This window comes from Burkholderia sp. IDO3, assembly GCF_003366075.1.
In the GTDB taxonomy this organism is placed as follows: domain Bacteria; phylum Pseudomonadota; class Gammaproteobacteria; order Burkholderiales; family Burkholderiaceae; genus Burkholderia; species Burkholderia anthina.
Window position 1 is genome coordinate 2,713,268 of record NZ_CP028963.1, and the last position, 19,460, is coordinate 2,732,727.

Below are 19,460 nucleotides of genomic sequence, written 5' to 3' on the forward strand. Positions count from 1 at the left end.
TGCTCGGCGTCTTCGACGGCTGTTGTAGCCCGGGCGCAGTAGGCGTAACGGTCGCAACTCAACGTTCGACCGACCTATATCCGTTCGGTTTATGAAGGCAGTGCGAAAAACGCGCTTGCGGAAAAGCACCGCTGTGGCGCCCCGCAAACAGCCATCCCCCCATCACTGCATCAACCCCGTCCTGACCTGCGGCATCAAGCTCACGCTCGCCCCGGCCACCGCCAACGCCCCCGCCAACGACGCCCCGGCCGGCAGCGCCAGCGCGGTGCCATCGCCGAGCAGGTTCGCATCGACGACGATCTGGCTCGCCGCGCAGCCGTTCGTCAGCAACTGCACCGGCGAACCGACGATCGAAGCGAACGTATTCCCCGTCACACTGAACGAACACACGTTCCCGTACGCCCGAAACCCCGAATACCCGACGCCCGACACCCGGTTATCAGCCACCACGACATCCGACACCGTCCCCAACCACGTATCCAGCTCGATCGCGGCCTGCTGCGTCGGCTGAAGCCCGTTGTTCACGGTCGAGTTCTGGATGTTGGTGACGGCATTGCCCTTGATGACGACATTCGACACCCCGTATGTCTGCCAGCTGTCTTCCTGCGCGACGAGGATCCCCGCCGCCTTCTGAACGCCGTCGACCGTGTTGTTCGAGATCGTCACGCCCTGCCCGCCGACGACTGAAATGCCGCGCCCCCAAGGGTTGCCCGACACCGCGTTACGGTCGATCAGCACGTTGCTGCTCAGACGGCCGTCGTCGATATAGCTGACCACGGCGATCATATCGTCGCCGGTGCCGGTCACCGTGTTGTTCTGCACCAGCACGTTGGTCGAGCCGTAGGTCATATGGATGCCGTCGGCGAGCGTCGCCCGCACGGTGTTGCCCACGATCGCGACGCCGCTGCCGCCGAACACGAAGATCCCGGCGCTCGCACCGCCCTGGATCGTCACGCCGAGCACCTGAACGTCCGTGCCCTTCACCTCGACCTTGGTCGACTCGGGCGTCGTGAGGCGCGTCGTGCCGGTGCCGGCGAGCGTTACGCCGACGAGCGTCGAGCCGGCGCCGCTCATCACGATCGTCTGGTCGGCCGGATTCGTGGCGGCCAGCGTCGCGCCGTATCCGGAAATCACCGCCTGCGGCACCGTCACCGCGAGCGAATGCCCGACGACGTACCGCCCCGGTGCGATGATCAGGCGCTGGCCGGCCCGCAGGCTGTCGATCGCCTTCTGAAGCGCATCGGCCTGATCGCTGCCGTCCGCGGCCGGAGCAATCGTCATGTCCGCAATGACAACCGGCTTGGCGCCGTCGACGGGCTGAAGTGTCGCGCCGGAAGTGCCGGAAGTGCCGGAAGTCGGCGCGGCGCTGCCGGAATTCGTCGGTGAAGAGGAAGTGGCCGATGAAGCCGATGCGCCGGATGCCGCGCCCGCAGGGTCGGCCGGCGATGTCGATGTGCTCGCAACGGTCTGCGGTGCTGGCCCGGCGTTGTCGTCACCGCCACCGCATGCGGCAAGACCAAGACAGAGCGCGGCAAGCGTTGCCCGATCGACTGTACGCATACGATGTTCCACTAGCCCAAGGTGGCCTCATCGTAAGTACGTCAAGTTACTTTGTAAATAAATAATGCGGCGTGCTTCGCATCAACCGTTCGGTGTCCTCTGTCATTCATCGAAGCGTCATCACGACGACATGCAACACGCGCTAGCGCTTCTGCGTGACAGGCGAAAAGGGGATATGGATTCAGGCAAGCGACGGCGCGAGCCGTCGTGATCGGGAAGTATCGCGCAAACCGCATGCAGCCATGCGGCGACAGGCGGCCCGCGCCAATACCGCTTTACTGCGTCACTGCATGCTGCACGTCCTTCGACGCATGCCACACACGGTAGCGCACGTCGAAACCGTCCGGCACGTACACGACGAGCGGCAGACGACTGTTGTAGCGCAGCAGCTGACCGTCGCCGCGCACCTGGACGAACCGCTGCTGCGGCGCCTGGCCCGGGCACGCCATCAGCGTCGACGCCGGCCCCTTCACGTCGGTCAGCCGATAGTACGTATAGCCCCAGCCCTTCACATCCTCGGCGGTCAGTTCGCCGCCGAACCACTGCTGGTTGCAGTCGGTCTGCAGCGTCTTGCCGATCATCAGCTCGACGCGAGCGTCGCCCTCGTTCTCGAGCGCGGGCAGCGCGATCACCGCACGCTGCTGCCCGGCCGCCGGCTGCGGGAACATCTTGATCGACTCGGCCGACACGGCGGGCGCCGATGCGGGCCCGGCCGCGCACGCGGCGGCGGTCGTGACGCAAATGGCGGCCAGAACAGCCCGGATCGCGAATTTCATCGATATGCTCCTCATAAACAAAATAGGCTCGGATGCTAACACTTTCGTCGCAACAGCTTACGAAGCTGTAATTTGAAGACACAATTGCAAACAGCCCGCAATCTCCGCGCGCGGTACTTATAGGGGAACCAAGGGAGAACATCATGCTGAAGCTCATTGCTGCCGCCGGCGTCGCCACGTTGCTGGCCGGCTGCGTCGTCGGTCCGGAGGCCGGATACGGCTACGGACAGCCCTACTATTCCGATCCCGGCTATGCGTACGGCCCGTCACCGGTCTACGGCACGGTCAATATCTGGGGCGGTGGCGGCGGACGCGACTGGGACCGCGGACGTCGCGACTACCATCGAGGCAGCTGGGGTCACGGCGGCGGACGTCGCGGCGACTGGAACGAAGGCGGCGGCGGACGCGGTCATGGCGACGGCGGCGGCCATCGCCACTGATCCAGCCGGTCCAATTGCAACCGTTTGTATCCGCACGCCGCCCCGCGCGGCGTGCCGCGTAGCGCACGAGAATTGACATTCGCGAAATGACAAAGGCCCTCGCATCATGCGAGGGCCTTGCTTTTTGTCGTCCTGCGTACCGGCGGTTCGATCTGCGCGTACCACGCCGCGCCGAATCCGGTCATTCGCCCGCTTACCAGCCGGCCGGCTGCGCATAGCCGCCCGACACGGGCGCACCGCACACGTACGCGCGCTGATAGCGATCGTAGCAATAGTTCGGGCCGCCGCCCTGATACTGCGCCTGCTGATAGGTCGGATAGTCCGGCTGCTGATACGCCGGTGCCTGGTAGTAGGTCGGCGGCTGATAGGCCGGCGCCTGATACACAGGCGCCTGGTACGCGACGGGCGGATTGATCGCGGACGTCACGATCGCGCCGAGCACCGCGCCGCCGATCAGCGCGCCGATGACGGCGCCGCCGTCGCGGCCGTGTGCGGACGCCGGACCCGCCGCGACGAGCGAACCGGCGAGGACACATACTGCGGCAATTTTTTTCATGATGGACTCCCACGCGAAGTGGTACTGGATGCGATGCATTGTGGCGGCACCCGGCCGTAATAGATGCAGCAAGTGGTAACGCGCCATTACGGGTATCACGCACACCGAAACGCGGCACCGCCGTGCTACGATTTTCGGCATACAGGAGACGCCTTCATGCAGCCCGAAACCACCCGCCGTTTCGATACCGAATTCGCACCGCGCATCGCGCAGGCAATCGCCGCTTTCTTCGCCGATCACGTCCAGGCCGACGTCGTCCCGTACGGCGGACACGGGCAACCGACGCGCGTGCGGATCCGCAGCGCGCCGCACGAGCACGTGAGCGGCTACGTGCATCCGCTGAACCTCGAGCTGACCTGGGACGGCGACGAGATAGAACGGCTGATGGAGCCCGACGGTCCCGCGCGCTTCGAGCACTACCTGGGCGCGCTGCCGAGGAAGCTGAGCGCGTGGGAAGGCGCACGCGACATCGATCTGGCGTCGCGCACGCAGGCCGACCCGCTGGTGCGGCTCGGCGGCCTCGACTTCGAAGGCTGAATGCACGTGCCGGCCGGCAGCCGCGCGCGTCGGCGTCGGCCAATGCGAGCCGGTGATACACTCGACCGGTCCCGCTTCGGCGCAGATGTTGTGCCGGCCTGGCCATTCACCGCCGCCTCCACCCGTGGGCATGGTTGCGCACGCAACCGGCATCCGGGCGCGCGGACAACCACGCTTTCGCTCCCGTCATGAACGCCGATATCGGCCTGCCGCTTCCGCAACGCTACTGGGCGATCGTCTGCGTCGCACTGGGCATCACGCTCGCCGTGCTCGATGGCGCGATCGCTAACGTTGCGCTGCCCACGATCGCGCGCGACCTGCACGCGTCCGACGCCGCATCGATCTGGATCGTCAACGCGTACCAGCTCGCCGTCACGATCACGCTGCTGCCGCTCGCCTCGCTCGGCGAGCGCATCGGCTACCGCCGCATCTACATCGCCGGGCTCGCGCTCTTCACGGCGGCATCGCTCGGCTGCGCACTCGCCGGTTCGCTGCCGATACTCGCGGTGATGCGCGTGATCCAGGGGTTCGGCGCGGCCGGCATCATGAGCGTGAATGCGGCGCTCGTGCGGATGATCTACCCGTCGGCGATGCTCGGGCGCGGGCTGTCGATCAACGCGATGGTGGTCGCGCTGTCGTCGGCAATCGGCCCGACGGTCGCGTCGGCGATCCTGTCGTTCGCATCGTGGCCGTGGCTGTTCGCGGTCAACGTGCCGATCGGCATCGCCGCGGTATTCGGCAGCCTCCGCGCGCTGCCGACCAACCCGCTGCACAACGCGCCGTACGACTTCCCGAGCGCGCTGATGAACGCCTGCGTGTTCGGCTTGCTGATCATGGCCGTCGACGGATTCGGCCACGGCGAAAGCCGCGCATACGTCGTGATCGAGCTGGCCGTCGCGTTCGGCATCGGCTACTTCTTCGTGAAACGTCAGCTATCGCAGCCGGCGCCGCTGCTGCCGGTCGACCTGATGCGCATTCCGATGTTCGCGCTGTCGATCTGCACGTCGGTGGCATCGTTCACATCGCAGATGCTCGCGTTCGTCGCGCTGCCGTTCTGGCTGCAGAATTCGCTCGGCTTCTCGCAGGTCGAAACCGGCCTCTACATGACCCCATGGCCGCTCGTGATCGTGTTCGCCGCGCCGCTCGCGGGCGTGCTGTCGGACCGCTACTCGGCCGGCGTGCTCGGCGGGATCGGGCTCGCGCTGTTCGCGCTCGGATTGCTGTCGCTCGCGACGATCGGCGCACACCCGGGCACCGTCGACATCGTGTGGCGAATGGCGCTGTGCGGCGCGGGCTTCGGGCTGTTCCAGTCGCCGAACAACCGCGCGATGCTGTCGTCGGCGCCGCGCGAGCGCAGTGGCGGCGCGGGCGGGATGTTGAGCACGGCCCGGCTCACCGGCCAGACGCTCGGCGCCGCGCTCGTCGCATTGATTTTCGGGCTTGCGCCCGATCGCGGGCCGACCATCGCGCTCTATCTCGCGACGGCGTTCGCGGCGGTCGCAGCGGTGGTGAGCATGCTGCGCATCGCGTCGCCAAAGCCCGACGCGGCAACCTGAAATCGACGCGTGCAACGCGCGCACGTCACGCCGCGTCGAGCGTATCCATCACGAAGCGCACGCGGGCCTTCACGCTCGCGCGCGGCAGCTCGATCAGCCGATAGCCGTACGACGTATAGCAGTCGACCATCGCGTCGTAGGTCCGCACGGCTTCCGCGAAATCCTGCCGGCGTTCGGTATCCTGCGCGTAGATCTCGGGCCATGGCGGCGCGATGAACACGCGCCGGTGATAGCGAAAGCGCCGCGCCGCCGCTTCCGCATGCGCGGGCACCGCAAGGCCCGTCAACCGCAGGTAGCCGATCACGTCCGGCACGCCGCGATCGAAGAACACCGGCCCGCGCGCGCATCGCGCCAGATGGTACGAGCGCATCTCCCAACTCAGCATCAGTTCCGCGAAGGCGGCCCGGTCGCGCCACGGCAGCGCCTGGCCGTCGATCGCCGTCTGGTCGCGGATCACGCCGCGCCCGGCCTCCTGCGAGCGCGCGAAACCGGCGCGCTCGAGCGCATCGAGCAGCGTGCTCTTGCCCGAGCCCGGGCCGCCCGTGACGACGTGGAAACGGCCGGCCGCATCGTCGTCGGCACCGGCCGCTTCCGCGCGCTCAGACATGAGCGATCCGCCGGCCTGCCCGCTGCGTGACCGACGCGGCGGCCGCGACGCTGCGCAGGTCGGCGACGAAGGTATCGCGCCATACCGACAGGTCGTTCTCGCGCAGCCGCGCGAGGTTCTGTTCATGACGCGCCTGCCGCTCCGCGAGCGGCATCGACAGCGCGCGCTCGAGCGCGTCGGCCATCTGCGACAGGTCGTACGGATTGACGAGCAGCGCGCCGGTCAGCTCGGCTGCCGCGCCCGCGAACTCCGACAGCACGAGCACGCCCGGATCGGCCGGATCCTGCGACGCGACGTATTCCTTCGCAACGAGGTTCATCCCGTCGCGCAACGGCGTCACGTAGCCGACCTGCGACATCCGGAAGAACGCCATCAGCAGGTTGCGTTCGTACTTGCGGTTCAGGTACTGGATCGGCGTCCAGTCGAGCTGCGAGAAGCGGCCGTTGATGCGGCCGGCCTCGCCTTCGAGCGTTTCCCGAATGTGCTGGTAGGTCTGCACGTCGGAGCGCGTCGGCGGCGCGATCTGCACGAGCGACACGCGCCCCTGCCAGCCCGGCGCGTTCGCGAGCATCCGCTCGAACGACTGGAAGCGCTCGACCAGCCCCTTCGAATAGTCGAGACGGTCGACGCTCATCACGAGCTTGCGGCCGTCGAGTGCGTCGCGCAGCATCTTCACCGGCTTGCGCGAACCGTACTGGACGGCCGCCTCGGCGATCGCATCCGGATGCACGCCGATCGGATAGGCGGCGACCTTCACGACACGGCCGTGCGCATGCAGCATCCCGTCGTCGCTCGCCGTGCCAATCCCGCGCCGCTCGATGTAGTCGGCGAACGCCTGCTTGTCGGCGTCGGTCTGGAAGCCCGCGACGTCGTACGCGCACATGAACTTCACGAGTTCCTCGTGCGGCGGCACGAGGCGCAGCATCTCCGGCGACGGAAACGGAATGTGCAGGAAAAAGCCGATCGGGTTCTTCACGCCGAGCTCGCGCAGGAAATGCGCGAACGGCAGCAGGTGGTAGTCGTGTACCCAGATCAGGTCGTCGGGCCGCAGCAGCGCGGCGAGCTGCTTCGCGAGCATCGCGTTCACGCGCAGATAGCCCGCGTACTCCTGCCGGTCGAAGCGGGCGAGATCGCCGCGGTAATGGAACACCGGCCACAGCGTCGCGTTCGAGAAGCCGCGGTAGTACTGATCGTAGTCGCGCCGGGTCAGCCCGACCGTCGCGTACGTGACGTTGCCGTCCCGCTGAATCGCGGGCTCGGCGTCGGGCGTACCGACGATCTCGCCGTTCCAGCCGAACCAGACGCCGCCGGTTTCCTTCAGCGCGTCCATCACGCCGACCGCGAGACCACCCGCGCTCGGACGTGTGTCCTCGCCTGCGGCGACACGATTCGATACCACGATCAATCTGCTCATGCAGCTTCCCCTCCTCGATTCGATTGGATGGACGCGCGGTGCGCGCCAAGACAGGCGCGGCGGCCCGAAGGCGGCCACGCGGCGAGATTCAGATGCGAGCGATGCAACAAAGAGCGCAGTGAAATGCGGCAGCGGAATGCAACGGCGACGGCGTCAAGCGTCCTGCTCCTGGCCGAGATCGCGTTGATAGTCGAGCCCTTCCGGGCGTGCGCCGCCCTGGTTGTGATCGCCGTCGGACGGCGTCTCGTCGGGCGCTCCCGCTGGCGGCGCAACAGGCGTGTCGCGCTGCGGAACGGGTCGGCCGGCGCCCGCCTCGGGCGGACGCGGTGAAAGGCGTTTCGAACGGCGCATGGCTGAGTGCCTCATATGCAGCGCGGCTCGGGGCCGTCGTTGAAACATTCCATAACAAAACAGTCTAGGTCGCTTGCGTGCAGGCGATGGTAACAATTATCTTCAATTTGTAACGTTTCGACCCTTCACCCATCATCTGTCCGACAATGGCGCCGCGCGTATGCGCGCGAGCCGCCGCCCGGCGATTTGTCAAAGCTTTGCAGTTTTCCTATGACAATTGCGAAACAATGACGCGGCAAGGGGGCGCGCACGCGTCGCCGCTCACCCAGACAGGACTTGCACTCAGGGATGAACATTCGCTTCGAATCGCCGCGTCGGGCCATGCCGGCGCGCATCGTGCTGGCCGCGATCGCCACGGCCTCACTGCTGTCCGGCTGCAACTCGCTGTACAGCGAAGGCGCAACCGCCGGCGCCGGTATCGCGGGCGCCGCGATCGCATCCAAGGTCACCAACAACGCCGCCGTCGCGACGGGCATCGGCCTGGGCGCCGTCGCCGGCGCCCGCGCGGGTGTCCAGTACACGCAGCGCGTCGCTCACCGCTATACACAGGAACAGATCGCGAAGGCGGCCGGCCCGCTCGATGTCGGCGGCGTCGCGCCGTGGTCGACGCACCATTCGTTTCCGATCGAGGACGACGAACAGGGCCGCGTGACGGTGAGCCGGATAATCAGCGTCGGCCCGCTCGACTGCAAGGAAATCGTGTTCGCGGTCGATGCGCCCGCCAAGGGCGACAAGGCCGCGCAATCGGCGTTCTACGTCGCCACGATCTGCCGCGAAGGCCCGGTGTGGAAATGGGCGTCGGCCGAGCCCGCGACCGAACGCTGGGGCGCGCTGCAATGAGCGTCGCGATCCGTATCGCGGCGATCGGCGCGCTGTGCGCGGCCACCGCCGCGCTGTCTGGCTGCGGCTCGGTCGGCGCGGCAAGCGGCGCGCTCGCCGGCGCAGCGACGGGCCTCGTCACCGCGAACCCGGCCGTGGGCGTCGGCGTCGGCATTGCCGTGCAGGCGGCGACCGACGAGGCTGTCAACCGCACGATGAAGCAGCTCCATCAGAACCAGCAGGACGCGATCGCGAAGGTGGCCGGCACGTTGGCCGTCGGCGAAGTGAAACCGTGGAAGGTAAAGAACACGCTGCCGCTGGAAAACGGCGAAGGCGAAGTGCGCGTCGCGCGCGCGTATTCGACGGCGCTCGCGCTGTGCAAGGAATTCGCGTTCTCGGTGAAGGACGGCGACAAGGCCGACTGGTATTTCGCCAGTGCGTGCCAGCAAGGCACGCACTGGAAGTGGGCGTCGGCGGAGCCGGCGGTCGATCGGTGGGGGAATTTGCAGTAACGACACGAAGCGTCGCGCGTAACGCGTGCGACGCAAGAAGCCGGGCCGCATGGCCCGGCGCACGCGCTCAGGACTCGACGTCCTCGAGACTGAAGATTTCGGTCTGGTCGTTGTACGAGAAGATCTCGCCGTAACGGCCCCAGTCGATCACCGCGTCGAGCGTTTCCTCGGCCGCGCCGTCGGACAGAAAATCCTCCAGCTCCTGCTCGAAGCGCACGCGCGGCGCGCGGTGGCCCGGGCGCTCGTTGAGCACCTTCTTGATCCGCGCGGCCAGCGGCACATGCTTGAGCAGATGATCCGCGAACATCAGCTTGCGCTCCTGCGTGCCGAACTCCGCGAACACGCGCCCCGGCGGCGTCAGGAACACGTCCCCTTCCCGCACGTCCGCGAAACCCAGGTGCTGCAGCACTTCGGCGATCGGGAACAGGTCGTCCACTTCGAGATGCAGCGTGCGCGCGATTTCCGGCATGTCCGCTCGGCCGTGGTACGGCGCCATCGCGAGCGTTTCGATCAGGCCGGCCATCAGGTTGGTCGACACCTGCGGCAGCCAGCTGCCGAGTTCGAGCCCCTTCTTCGTCGCTTCGCCGGTCTGGCGCGCGGTCATCTTCGCGTAGATGTCGTCGACGAGCTTGCGGAATGCCGGGTCGAGACGGTTGCGCGGATGCTTGAACGGCACCTTGATCTCGGCGATCACGCGGCCCGGGTTCGACGACAGCACCAGAATCCGGTCGCACATGAACACCGCTTCCTCGATGTTGTGCGTGACGATCAGCACCGACTTGATCGGCATCCGGCCTTGCGTCCACAGGTCCAGCAAGTCGGTACGCAGCGTTTCCGCGGTCAGCACGTCGAGTGCGGAGAACGGCTCGTCCATCAGCAGGATCGTCGGATCGACGACGAGCGCGCGCGCAAAGCCCACGCGCTGGCGCATCCCGCCCGACAGCTCGCGCGGATACGCGTTCTCGAAACCGTCGAGACCGATCAGGTCGATCGCCGCGAGCGCGCGTTCGCGCCGCTCGCGAGCGCCGACGCCGAGCGCTTCCAGCCCGGCTTCCACGTTCTGCAGCACGGTCAGCCACGGGAACAGCGCGAAGGTCTGGAACACCATCGCGACGCCTTCGGCCGGGCCGCGCAGCGGCTTGCCCAGATAGGTCACGTCGCCGCCGGTCGGCTCGATCAGGCCGGCGATGATGCGCAACAACGTGGATTTGCCCGACCCGGAACGGCCGAGCAGCCCGACGATCTCGCCTTCGCGCAGCGACAGGTTCGCATCGTCGAGCACGAGCAATTCGCCCTGCGTCTTGTTGAAGCCACGGTTCACGTGGTCGACGCGCAGGATTTCCTCGCCGAGGCGCGGCGGCTGGGACGTCTGGACGGGGGCGTTTACAGCATTCGGATTGTGCATCGCGTTTCGCTCTCAATCGGTCTCAGTCGAGCCGCAGCTTCGCTTCGGCGAAGGCATACAGCGGGCGCCACAGCAGGCGGTTGAACAGGGTGACGAACAGGGACATCACGGCGATGCCCAGGATGATCTTCGGGAAGTCGCCGGCGGCGGTGGTCTGCGCGATGTACGCGCCGAGGCCGTGCGCCTCGATCTTGGTATTGCCCCACTGTACGGCTTCCGACACGATGCTCGCGTTCCACGCGCCGCCCGATGCGGTGATCGCGCCCGTCACGTAGTACGGGAAGATGCCCGGCAGGATCGCTTGCCGCCACCACTGCCAGCCGCGGATGCGGAAGTTCGTCGCCGCTTCGCGATAGTCGTTCGGATACGACGTCGCGCCGGCGATCACGTTGAACAGGATATACCACTGCGTGCCGAGCACGATCAGCGGCGACAGCCAGATGTCCGGGTTCAGATGGAAGCGCGCGATCACGATCACGAACGCCGGGAACAGCAGGTTGGCCGGGAACGCGGCGAGGAACTGCGCGAGCGGCTGCAGCTTTTCGGCCAGCTTCGGCCGCAGCCCGACCCACACGCCGATCGGCACCCAGATCACGGACGCGATCGCGATCAGCACGACCACGCGCAGCAGCGTGATGAGCCCGAGCACGAGCACGTGACCGACTTCGGCCATCGTCACGCCGGTCGAGACGAAGCTGATGACGCGCCACACGATATAGGCCGTACCGATCAGCACGAGGATCGCCCACGCGATGTCGACCGTGCGCGAGGCCTTCTTCTCGACTTTCGGCAGCGAGAAGCGCATCGCACCCGACAGCGGCAGGCGCAGCGGGATTCGCGCGGCTTTCGCGAAGAACCAGCCGGCCGGCACGAGCAGCTGATGGATCAGGCGCGTGCGGCGCACGAGGTCGAGCAGCCAGGATTGCGGCGCATCGCCCGACGCGGTGTTCTCCATCCGGAACTTGTCGGCCCACGCGATCAGCGGGCGGAACAGGAACTGGTCGTACGCGAGGATCACGACGGTCATCGTGAGGATCACCCAGCCGATCGCGCCGAGATTCTTGTCCGAGATCGCCTGCGCGAGATACGCGCCGATGCCCGGCAGCGTGATGGTCTGGTTGCCGACGGTGATGGCCTCCGACGCAACGACGAAGAACCAGCCGCCCGACATCGACATCATCATGTTCCAGATCAGGCCCGGCATCGAGAACGGCACCTCGAGCTTCCAGAAACGCTGCCACGACGTCAGGTGGAAGCCGCGCGACACTTCGTCCAGGTCGCGCGGCACGGTGCGCAGCGACTGGTAGAAGCTGAACGTCATGTTCCACGCCTGGCTCGTGAAGATCGCGAAGATCGCCGCGAGCTCGGCGCCGAGCACGCGGCTCGGGAACAGCGCGAGGAAGAACGTGACCGTAAACGAGATGAAGCCGAGCACCGGCACCGACTGCAGAATGTCGAGGATCGGGATCAACACCATGCCCGCGCGCCGGCTTTTCGCGGCCAGCGTGCCGTAGACGAGCGTAAACACGAGCGACGCGATCATCGCGGCGAGCATCCGCAGCGTGGTGCGCAACGCGTATTCGGGCAGGTTCGACGGATCGAGCGAGATCTTCTGCGTCTGCAGCACGCCGATCGGCGCCATCGTTTCATGGAAACCGACGACCGCCATCGCGATCAGGCAGATGATCAGCGGAAACGCGATGAAATCCCACCGGTTCGGCAGGACGCGCCACGCAGACGCGTTGGCGGTCCGGTTCGGATTGAAGAATCCGACGTCCATCAGGCGCCCTCCCCGGTAAGGCCGAACGAAGCCGGCAAACGATGTTGATTCATGGCAAAGCGCTCGGGCGCGGTAATTCGACGCGGTAATTCGATGGATTCACGATTTCACGCCGGCGCGACGCGCCGTGCGTGCAAGCTGCGCCCCGGCGGCCGAGTCGGGCCGCGACGGCACGACACTACACCAACCTGTATTTCAGCGACAACCGTCCGGGGACGGTGCGACGCGCGGCCCGCCGCACGGTTCGTGCCCGGCGCGCGGGCAGGCTGCGGCGCGCGGTGCGGAGCAATCCGGCCGCAGTCGGTCGGCCGGCATGCAGGCCCCGAATTATGCCGTGATCCGGGCCGGCCGTGAACCCGCCCGGCACACGCGAACGCAAACCATGCCGCACGTCAGCGGACGAATGCGGTGAAGCAGGTATGATCGGGGCTAGCCCTTAGAGTCTGCCAACAGACAGCCCCTAGGGATCGTTCGACCAGCGGGAGGAAGGGAATGGCAGGAAATTTGGTGATCGTCTGCCGCGATCAGGATGCCGACGCGTTCTACGAGCTGATGCAGGAATACGGGTCGTTCCAGACGCGGTTGTCGTCGACGGCGTGGTACCTGAACATGAACGTCGTGCCGGAATCGCTGCAGGAGGAAATCCTGGAGCGCCTCGGCCGCTATACGACCGTCTATATCTTCGAGGCCACGAGCGTGACCTACAACACCATCGACAGCAACGCCGCCGAGACGCTCGGCTCGCTGTTCGGCGAATGACGCCGCGCGGCGCCTGCCCGGCAGGCGCCGCATGCACCGCTTACGCGGCCTGTGCGTGAAGTTCGTCCTTCGGCACCACGTCGAACGGGAACGTCATCGCCACGCGCAGGCCGCCCTCGGGACGGTTGCCGATCTCGCACGCCCCGCCCAGCCTGACGACCAGCCGCTCGACGATCGCGAGCCCAAGCCCGCTGTGGCCGTTCCCGCCGCGTGCGGGGTCGAGCCGCACGAACGGCCGCGTCGCGGCCGCGAGGTCGCGCGGCGCGATCCCGCCGCCGCTGTCGCTGACCGACAGGACATAGCCGGCCGACGTGCGCACCGTCTCGACGAGCACGGGCGGCGCGCCATATGCGTGCGCGTTGTCGAGCAGGTTCGACAGGATCCGGTCGAGCGTCGCGGTCGGCAGACGGAAGCCCGGATCGGCCGCGAGATGCGTCTGGACCGTCGGCGCATTCGGCGCGACCGCCCGATAGGTGCGCGCGATCCGCTCGCAGGTCTGGTCGACCGGCACGGGCTCGCTGCGGTCCGCCCCGCCGTGCGCGAACACGAGGAACTGGTCGACGATGTGCGACATCGAGTCGACATCCCGCACGACACCGTCGCGCAAACGCGCGTCATCCATCATTTCCGCCCGCAGGCGCATCCGCGCGAGCGGCGTGCGCAGGTCGTGCGCGACGCCAGCCAGCATGACCGCGCGGTCGCTCTCGGCCTGCGACACCTGCTCCACCATCTGGTTGAAGCCGTGCGTGAGCTGGCGCAGCTCGCGCGGGCCGCGCTCGCGCAGCGGCGGCACCGGCTGGCCGCGGCCGAAGCGCGCGACGGCGCGCGCGAGCGAGCGCAGCGGCTGCTGAAGCTGCCACGCCGCGAACAGCGCGGCAATCACACCGGCCGAGAAAATCGTACCGAGCCACAACAGCATCCGGTCGAGCGAGCGCGGCGGGCGCAACGGCTGCACCGGCACCACGATCCAGTTGCGGTCGGTCGGCTCCTTGACCCACAGCACCGGCGGATGGCCCGGCTGGCCAATCTCGACCTGGGTGCCCGCGGGCATTCGCTCGCTGACGTCGTCACGGAAACGCTTGAGCGGCGCCGGCATGTTCGAGTCGCCGCTCTTCGGCACGTCGGGGCTGCCCGGCGACACGAGCCGCACGCGCGACGGCAGCGGCTGATCGGGCGTGCGCTCGACGTGCTGGCGCACCGCGTCGACGAGGAACGCGGCCTCTTCGACCGCATAGCGCGTCTGCATCTGGCTGCGCTCGAGCCGCATCGCGAAAAACCACGCGAAATGCGACAGGAGCAGAACGCCGACGACCAGCAGCGCCAGCCGCCCGAACAGTGAATCAATGGGTTTGCGCATGGGCCTCGCCGTCGGGCACGAACACGTAGCCGCGCCCGCGGACCGTCTGGATGAAACGCGGCGTCGACGGATCCGTTTCCAGGATACGGCGCAGACGCCACACCTGGACGTCGATGCCGCGGTCGGTGCCGTCGTACTCGGGCCCGTGCAGCAGCTCGAGCAGCCGCTCGCGCGTGAGCGTGCGCAGCGCGTGGTTCACGAAGATCTTCAGCAGCGCGAATTCGCTGCTCGACAGGGTTGCGGGCTTGCCGTCGACCGACAGCGTGCGCGCCTGGAAGTCGAGCACGAAGCGGCCGAAGGCGAACGGCTCGCGCTGCTCGGGCGCCGCCGCCGACGGCGTCGCGCGGCGGCGGCGCAGCACGGCCTGCACGCGCGCCAGCAATTCGCGCGGGTTGAACGGCTTGCCGAGGTAGTCGTCGGCGCCGAGCTCCAGCCCGACGATGCGGTCGACGTCGTCCGCACGGGCGGTCAGCATGATCACGGGGATGTCGTCGCCGGCCGCGCGCAACTGGCGCAGCGCGGTCAGGCCGTCGACGCCCGGCATCATCAGGTCCAGCACGATCAGGTCGGGCCGCTCGCGCTCGAGGCGCTTCTCGAGCGTCGCCGCGTCGTGCAGCACGGACACTTCCATCCCCTGGCGCACGAGATAGTCGCGCAGCAGGTCTCGGAGTTCTTGGTCGTCGTCGACGATGAGGATCTGGGTAGTCATGGCTTGAAGTTTACCGCGCGAGCGCGGGGTCAAAGAACGAAACAAAGGGACGAAAGGGTTACTGCGGGTTACGGCGCAAGGCAACTGTAATGCGCTGTAACCCGGCAGGCTTCCCGCGTAACACCCGCCGGGGTTTGCGCCGCTAACCTGCGTCTTACCGGATGCGGCACGCGGGCCACCCCGCGCACCGCATCGCCGGACCCTTTGAATACAAGGAGTTTCTGAAATGTATAAGAAGACTTCCCGCGTGGCCATCGCGGCCGCTACCGTGCTCGCTCTCGCATTCGGCACCGCGCAAGCCGCGCAGCCCAACACCATGCCCCCGCAGGGCGGCCCCGGCATGCATCACATGCACGGCCACGACGGCGGCCCGTTCGGCGTGATCATGAAGCTGCACGATCAGTTGAAGCTGAACGCGTCGCAGGAACAGCAATGGCAGACGGCCGTCAACACGATGAAGCAGAACCACGAGGCGATGCGCAAGAGCCACGAGCAGATGCGCGAGCAGTTCAAGGCTCAGCAGAACCAGCCGATCCTCGACCTGAGCGCGATGCACACGGCCCGCCAGCAGGCCGAACAGCAGAATGCGCAGCTGCGCGAGCAGAGCTCGGCCGCGTGGCTCGCGTTCTACAACGGGCTGAACGACCAGCAGAAGACCACCGTCAGCACCGCGCTGAAGCAGCAGTTCGCGCGGATGGAGCAGCGCCACGAGAAGATGAAGGAGCGCTGGCAGCAGCACCGCGCGGCCAAGGCCGCATCGGCGCCGGCGCAGTAAGCCGGCAGGCCGCCCTCGCGGGCGGCACCGACGGGGACGCGGGCACCCTGCCCGCGTCCCCGGTTTCATTTCAGGCGACGTCGAACAGCAGCACCTCGGCCGCCCGGCCACGCGCGAACGCGACCGCGTCCACCCCGGCGATCCGCACGCCGTCACCCGTGCCCAGCGCGTGCCCGTTGACTTCCACGTCGCCGCGCGCCACGTGCACATAGGTACTGCGCCCGGCCCGCACGCCGAACGCCGCCTCCTCGTCCCCGTCGATCAGCCCCGCGAAGATCCGCGCGTCGGCGCGCATCGACAACGCGCCGTCGTCGCCGTCCGGCGACGCCACCAGCCGCAGCCGGCCACGCTTCTCGTCGTCGGCGAAGCGCCGTTCCGCGTAACCCGGCCGCCCGCCCCGCTCGGCCGGCTGCAGCCAGATCTGCAGCAGATGCAGCGCGCGGCGGCACGATGCGTTGGTCTCGCTGTGCACGAGCCCCGTGCCCGCGCTCATCCGCTGAATCCCGCCGGCCCGCACGATCGCGCCGTTGCCGAGGCTGTCGCGATGCGCGAGCGCGCCGTCCAGCACATAGGTGACGATTTCGAGGTCGCGGCGCGGCTGCATGCCGAAGCCGCGGGTCGGCGCGATCCGGTCCTCGCTCAGCACGCGCAGCGCACCAAACGGCGGATGCGTGGCCCCGGCGTGGCCGGCAAGCGGAAAGCTGTGGCTCGATTCGAGCCAGCCCTGGCGCGTGTGGCAGCGGTCGGCGGCGCGGCGGATCTGGAACATGGGGCGGGCACTCCGGCAGGCAGATGTTCTTTTTCGGGTTTACCTGCACTGTAGGGGCGGCCCGGCCACGCCACAATCCGCTTTCCGCGCACCGCATCGTTGCACTCACGAACCCAATCAGCTCAATACTCGTTGCGAATACCACGATTGTCGCAACGGCCGAATCAAAGAATCCACCGGCCGGCCGGATTGCCGTTTTCCGGGTATCGCGTTCGGGTAAAATACCGCCCTTTTGGCGTTCGCCCGTCCGGCGGGCGCCGTTGCCAGCGCGCCGAAACACGAATTTTGGCCGTCTAGAATACGCCGCGGCGCCCGGCCCGACCGGCCGCGAGCGCCCTCCCGGAAGTGAGCGACAAAAGGATGGAAATGAAGAAGGCCGCCCTGTGCGCCGCCCTCGCCCTCGTGGCGGGCAGCGCCTTCGCGAAGGAGTGGAAGACCGTGCGGATCGGTGTCGATGCCAGCTATCCGCCGTTCGAGTCGACCGCGCCGAGCGGCGAGATCGTCGGTTTCGACGTCGATCTCACCAAGGAAATCTGCAAGCGGATCAACGTGAAGTGCGTGTGGGTCTCGCAGGATCTCGACGGGATCATCCCCGCGTTGAAGGCGAAGAAGTACGACATCATCGTGTCGTCGCTGACCGTCACGGACAAGCGTCGCGAACAGATCGACTTCTCCGACAAGGTGTACGACGCACCGGCACGGATGATCGCGAAGACCGGCTCGCCGCTGCTGCCGACGGTCGCGTCGCTCAAGGGCAAACGTGTCGGCGTCGAGCAGGGCTCGACGCAGGAATCGTACGCGAAGGCGTACTGGGAACCGCAGGGCGTGACGATCGTTCCTTACCAGAACCAGGATCAGGTCTACGCCGATCTCGGCTCGGGCCGCCTCGACGCGACGCTGCAGGACGAACTGCAGGCCGACTACGGCTTCCTGCGCACGCCGCGCGGCAAGGGCTTCGCGTTCGCCGGGCCGGAAGTGAAGGATCCGAAGACGATCGGCGATGGCACCGCGATCGGCCTGCGCAAGGACGATACGGACCTGAAGCTCAAGATCAACAAGGCGCTGGCCGATATGCACAAGGACGGCACGTACGACCGGCTGTCGCACAAGTATTTCGCGTTCAGCGTCTACTCGGCCCGCTGAGCGCCGACAATGAAGGAGAACGGATGCGGGGGCGGCCCCGCGTCCGGGCAGTACAGGCAGTCAACCACGCGCCGCCCGCCCCCTCGCCCGCGCTCGCGCGACGGGCTTGCCCGGCACCGTTGCCGGGGCGGACGGCATGATACGCACGGGGCGTTCCGCGCAGCTTGGCGGGCGCGTATTTCGCGGCGCACCGCGTGCGCCCTCAGGGACCACACCAGGGACCACACATGTTTCTACAAGGTTACGGCCCGCTGATCCTCGCAGGCACCTGGCAAACCGTCAAACTGGCGGTGCTTTCGCTCGCGCTTTCGTTCCTGCTGGGGCTGCTCGGCGCGGGCGCGAAGCTGTCGCGCAACCGCTTCACGAACGGCGCCGGCACTGTCTACACGACGCTGATCCGCGGCGTGCCCGACCTCGTGCTGATGCTGCTGCTGTTCTACAGCCTGCAGATCTGGCTGAACATGGCGACCGACGCGCTCGGCTGGGATCAGATCGACATCGACCCGTTCCTCGCCGGCGTGCTCGTGCTCGGCTTCATCTACGGCGCGTACTTCACCGAGACCTTCCGCGGCGCATTCCTGTCGGTGCCGCGCGGCCAGCTCGAGGCCGGCAGCGCGTACGGGATGACCAGTTGGCAGGTGTTCACGCGGATCATGTTCCCGCAGATGATGCGCTTCGCGCTGCCCGGCATCGGCAACAACTGGCAGGTGCTCGTGAAGTCGACCGCGCTCGTGTCGATCATCGGCCTCGCGGACGTCGTGAAGGCGTCGCAGGACGCCGGCAAGGGCACGCTGCGGTTCTTCTTCTTCACGCTGATCGCAGGTGCGGTCTACCTCGCCATCACCACGATCTCGAACTTCGTGCTGATGTGGCTCGAAAAGCGCTACTCGACCGGTGTCCGCAAGGCTGACCTATGATCGAACTCATCCAAGAATACTGGCGCAACTATCTGTACACCGACGGTTTCCGGATCACCGGTGTCGCGATCACGCTGTGGCTGCTGGTCGTGTCGATCGGCCTCGGCTTCTGCCTGTCGGTGCCGCTCGCGGTGGCCCGCGTGTCGAAGAAGAAATGGCTGTCGGGCGCGGTGTGGCTCTACACGTACGTGTTCCGCGGCACGCCGCTCTACGTGCAGCTGCTGCTCTGCTACACAGGCCTCTACAGCCTGCAGTTCGTGCGCGGCACGCCGCTGCTCGACTCGTTCTTCCGCGACGGGATGCACTGCACGCTGCTCGCGTTCACGCTGAACACCTGCGCGTACACCACCGAGATCTTCGCCGGCGCGATCAAGTCGACGTCGTACGGCGAGATCGAGGCCGCGCGCGCGTACGGGATGTCGACGTTCACGATGTATCGCCGCGTGATCCTGCCGTCCGCGCTGCGCCGCTCGCTGCCGCTCTACAGCAACGAAGTGATCCTGATGCTGCACGCAACCACGGTGGCCTTCACCGCGACCGTGCCGGACATCCTGAAGATCGCCCGCGACGTGAACTCGGCGACCTACATGTCGTTCCATGCATTCGGCATCGCCGCCCTGCTCTATCTCGTGATCTCGTTTACGCTCGTGTGGCTGTTCCGCCAGGCCGAGCGTCGCTGGCTCGCGTATCTGCGCCCGCAAGGCAAGTAAGTTTTCGC

The 19,460-nt window shown here is 67.1% G+C and carries 21 protein-coding genes; 10 read left to right on the forward strand and 11 right to left on the reverse strand.

Annotation, left to right across the window (positions count from 1 at the left end; translation table 11 throughout):
- Nucleotides 1-162: 162 nt before the first annotated feature.
- Nucleotides 163-1,281: a right-handed parallel beta-helix repeat-containing protein gene (locus DCN14_RS27340; RefSeq protein ID WP_096502121.1), complete on the reverse strand. Its 1,119-nt coding sequence runs from the start codon at nt 1,279-1,281 to the stop codon at nt 163-165.
- 554 nt (nt 1,282-1,835) lie between these two features.
- Nucleotides 1,836-2,336 (reverse strand): serine protease inhibitor ecotin, encoded by a 501-nt coding sequence (eco, locus tag DCN14_RS27345; RefSeq protein ID WP_096502123.1) that lies wholly within the window; start codon nt 2,334-2,336, stop codon nt 1,836-1,838.
- A gap of 143 nt (nt 2,337-2,479) precedes the next feature.
- On the opposite strand from eco, the gene DCN14_RS27350 reads away from it, so the two are divergent.
- Nucleotides 2,480-2,776, forward strand: a complete 297-nt coding sequence (locus tag DCN14_RS27350) for a hypothetical protein (RefSeq protein WP_096502125.1) — start codon at nt 2,480-2,482, stop codon at nt 2,774-2,776.
- 193 nt (nt 2,777-2,969) lie between these two features.
- On the opposite strand, the gene DCN14_RS27355 is transcribed toward DCN14_RS27350, so the two are convergent.
- Nucleotides 2,970-3,371: a hypothetical protein gene (locus DCN14_RS27355; RefSeq protein ID WP_096502127.1), complete on the reverse strand. Its 402-nt coding sequence runs from the start codon at nt 3,369-3,371 to the stop codon at nt 2,970-2,972.
- 117 nt (nt 3,372-3,488) lie between these two features.
- On the opposite strand from DCN14_RS27355, the gene DCN14_RS27360 reads away from it, so the two are divergent.
- Both DCN14_RS27360 and DCN14_RS27365 read left to right on the forward strand, forming a co-directional pair.
- Nucleotides 3,489-3,869 (forward strand): DUF5594 family protein, encoded by a 381-nt coding sequence (locus DCN14_RS27360; protein WP_096502129.1) that lies wholly within the window; start codon nt 3,489-3,491, stop codon nt 3,867-3,869.
- Nucleotides 3,870-4,057: 188 nt separating this feature from the next.
- A complete protein-coding gene (locus DCN14_RS27365; protein ID WP_096502131.1) occupies nt 4,058-5,425 on the forward strand; it encodes an MFS transporter in 1,368 nt (455 codons plus the stop codon).
- Between the two features lie 25 nt (nt 5,426-5,450).
- On the opposite strand, the gene DCN14_RS27370 is transcribed toward DCN14_RS27365, so the two are convergent.
- The 3 genes from DCN14_RS27370 to DCN14_RS27380 form a co-directional block, all read right to left on the reverse strand.
- Nucleotides 5,451-6,032, reverse strand: coding sequence for an AAA family ATPase (locus DCN14_RS27370; RefSeq protein ID WP_096502133.1), 582 nt, complete (start codon nt 6,030-6,032; stop codon nt 5,451-5,453).
- The gene (gene otsA / locus DCN14_RS27375; RefSeq protein ID WP_096502135.1) at nt 6,025-7,446 is read right to left on the reverse strand and encodes an alpha,alpha-trehalose-phosphate synthase (UDP-forming); all 1,422 of its coding nucleotides are present in this window, start codon (nt 7,444-7,446) and stop codon (nt 6,025-6,027) included. The genes DCN14_RS27370 and otsA overlap by 8 nt, the downstream gene beginning before the upstream one ends.
- Before the next feature lie 153 nt (nt 7,447-7,599).
- On the reverse strand, nt 7,600-7,797 hold the full coding sequence (locus tag DCN14_RS27380) for a hypothetical protein (protein ID WP_096502137.1): 198 nt from the start codon (nt 7,795-7,797) through the stop codon (nt 7,600-7,602).
- A gap of 288 nt (nt 7,798-8,085) precedes the next feature.
- On the opposite strand from DCN14_RS27380, the gene DCN14_RS27385 reads away from it, so the two are divergent.
- Entirely contained in the window at nt 8,086-8,637 is a 552-nt protein-coding gene (locus tag DCN14_RS27385; RefSeq protein ID WP_096502139.1) for a hypothetical protein, read from the forward strand.
- Entirely contained in the window at nt 8,634-9,128 is a 495-nt protein-coding gene (locus tag DCN14_RS27390) for a hypothetical protein (protein WP_096502141.1), read from the forward strand. Before DCN14_RS27385 ends, DCN14_RS27390 begins: the two co-directional genes overlap by 4 nt.
- Nucleotides 9,129-9,195: 67 nt before the next feature.
- Here DCN14_RS27390 and DCN14_RS27395 read toward each other — a convergent pair whose 3' ends face one another.
- Complete coding sequence (locus DCN14_RS27395; RefSeq protein ID WP_096502143.1) at nt 9,196-10,533, reverse strand: nitrate/sulfonate/bicarbonate ABC transporter ATP-binding protein; 1,338 nt, start codon at nt 10,531-10,533, stop codon at nt 9,196-9,198.
- A gap of 22 nt (nt 10,534-10,555) precedes the next feature.
- Nucleotides 10,556-12,313: an ABC transporter permease subunit gene (locus tag DCN14_RS27400; RefSeq protein ID WP_096502145.1), complete on the reverse strand. Its 1,758-nt coding sequence runs from the start codon at nt 12,311-12,313 to the stop codon at nt 10,556-10,558.
- 492 nt (nt 12,314-12,805) lie between these two features.
- On the opposite strand from DCN14_RS27400, the gene DCN14_RS27405 reads away from it, so the two are divergent.
- Nucleotides 12,806-13,072: a hypothetical protein gene (locus tag DCN14_RS27405; RefSeq protein ID WP_011885680.1), complete on the forward strand. Its 267-nt coding sequence runs from the start codon at nt 12,806-12,808 to the stop codon at nt 13,070-13,072.
- 40 nt (nt 13,073-13,112) lie between these two features.
- Here the strand turns inward: DCN14_RS27405 and DCN14_RS27410 are convergent, their stop codons facing one another.
- Nucleotides 13,113-14,429, reverse strand: coding sequence for an ATP-binding protein (locus DCN14_RS27410; RefSeq protein WP_096502147.1), 1,317 nt, complete (start codon nt 14,427-14,429; stop codon nt 13,113-13,115).
- Nucleotides 14,413-15,138: a response regulator gene (locus DCN14_RS27415; RefSeq protein ID WP_009693256.1), complete on the reverse strand. Its 726-nt coding sequence runs from the start codon at nt 15,136-15,138 to the stop codon at nt 14,413-14,415. The genes DCN14_RS27410 and DCN14_RS27415 overlap by 17 nt, the downstream gene beginning before the upstream one ends.
- A 226-nt stretch (nt 15,139-15,364) precedes the next feature.
- On the opposite strand from DCN14_RS27415, the gene DCN14_RS27420 reads away from it, so the two are divergent.
- The gene (locus DCN14_RS27420; protein WP_096502149.1) at nt 15,365-15,913 is read left to right on the forward strand and encodes a periplasmic heavy metal sensor; all 549 of its coding nucleotides are present in this window, start codon (nt 15,365-15,367) and stop codon (nt 15,911-15,913) included.
- A 70-nt stretch (nt 15,914-15,983) separates the two neighbouring features.
- Here DCN14_RS27420 and DCN14_RS27425 read toward each other — a convergent pair whose 3' ends face one another.
- Entirely contained in the window at nt 15,984-16,682 is a 699-nt protein-coding gene (locus DCN14_RS27425; RefSeq protein WP_096502151.1) for a pirin family protein, read from the reverse strand.
- Nucleotides 16,683-17,048: 366 nt separating this feature from the next.
- Between DCN14_RS27425 and DCN14_RS27430 the strand changes: the two genes are divergently transcribed.
- The 3 genes from DCN14_RS27430 (at nt 17,049) to DCN14_RS27440 (ending at nt 19,452) form a co-directional block, all read left to right on the forward strand.
- Complete coding sequence (locus DCN14_RS27430; RefSeq protein ID WP_143331648.1) at nt 17,049-17,825, forward strand: ABC transporter substrate-binding protein; 777 nt, start codon at nt 17,049-17,051, stop codon at nt 17,823-17,825.
- Nucleotides 17,826-18,052: 227 nt separating this feature from the next.
- Nucleotides 18,053-18,742, forward strand: coding sequence for a histidine ABC transporter permease HisQ (gene hisQ, locus DCN14_RS27435; RefSeq protein WP_096502155.1), 690 nt, complete (start codon nt 18,053-18,055; stop codon nt 18,740-18,742).
- Nucleotides 18,739-19,452: an ABC transporter permease gene (locus DCN14_RS27440; RefSeq protein ID WP_096502157.1), complete on the forward strand. Its 714-nt coding sequence runs from the start codon at nt 18,739-18,741 to the stop codon at nt 19,450-19,452. The genes hisQ and DCN14_RS27440 overlap by 4 nt, the downstream gene beginning before the upstream one ends.
- Nucleotides 19,453-19,460 lie beyond the last annotated feature (8 nt).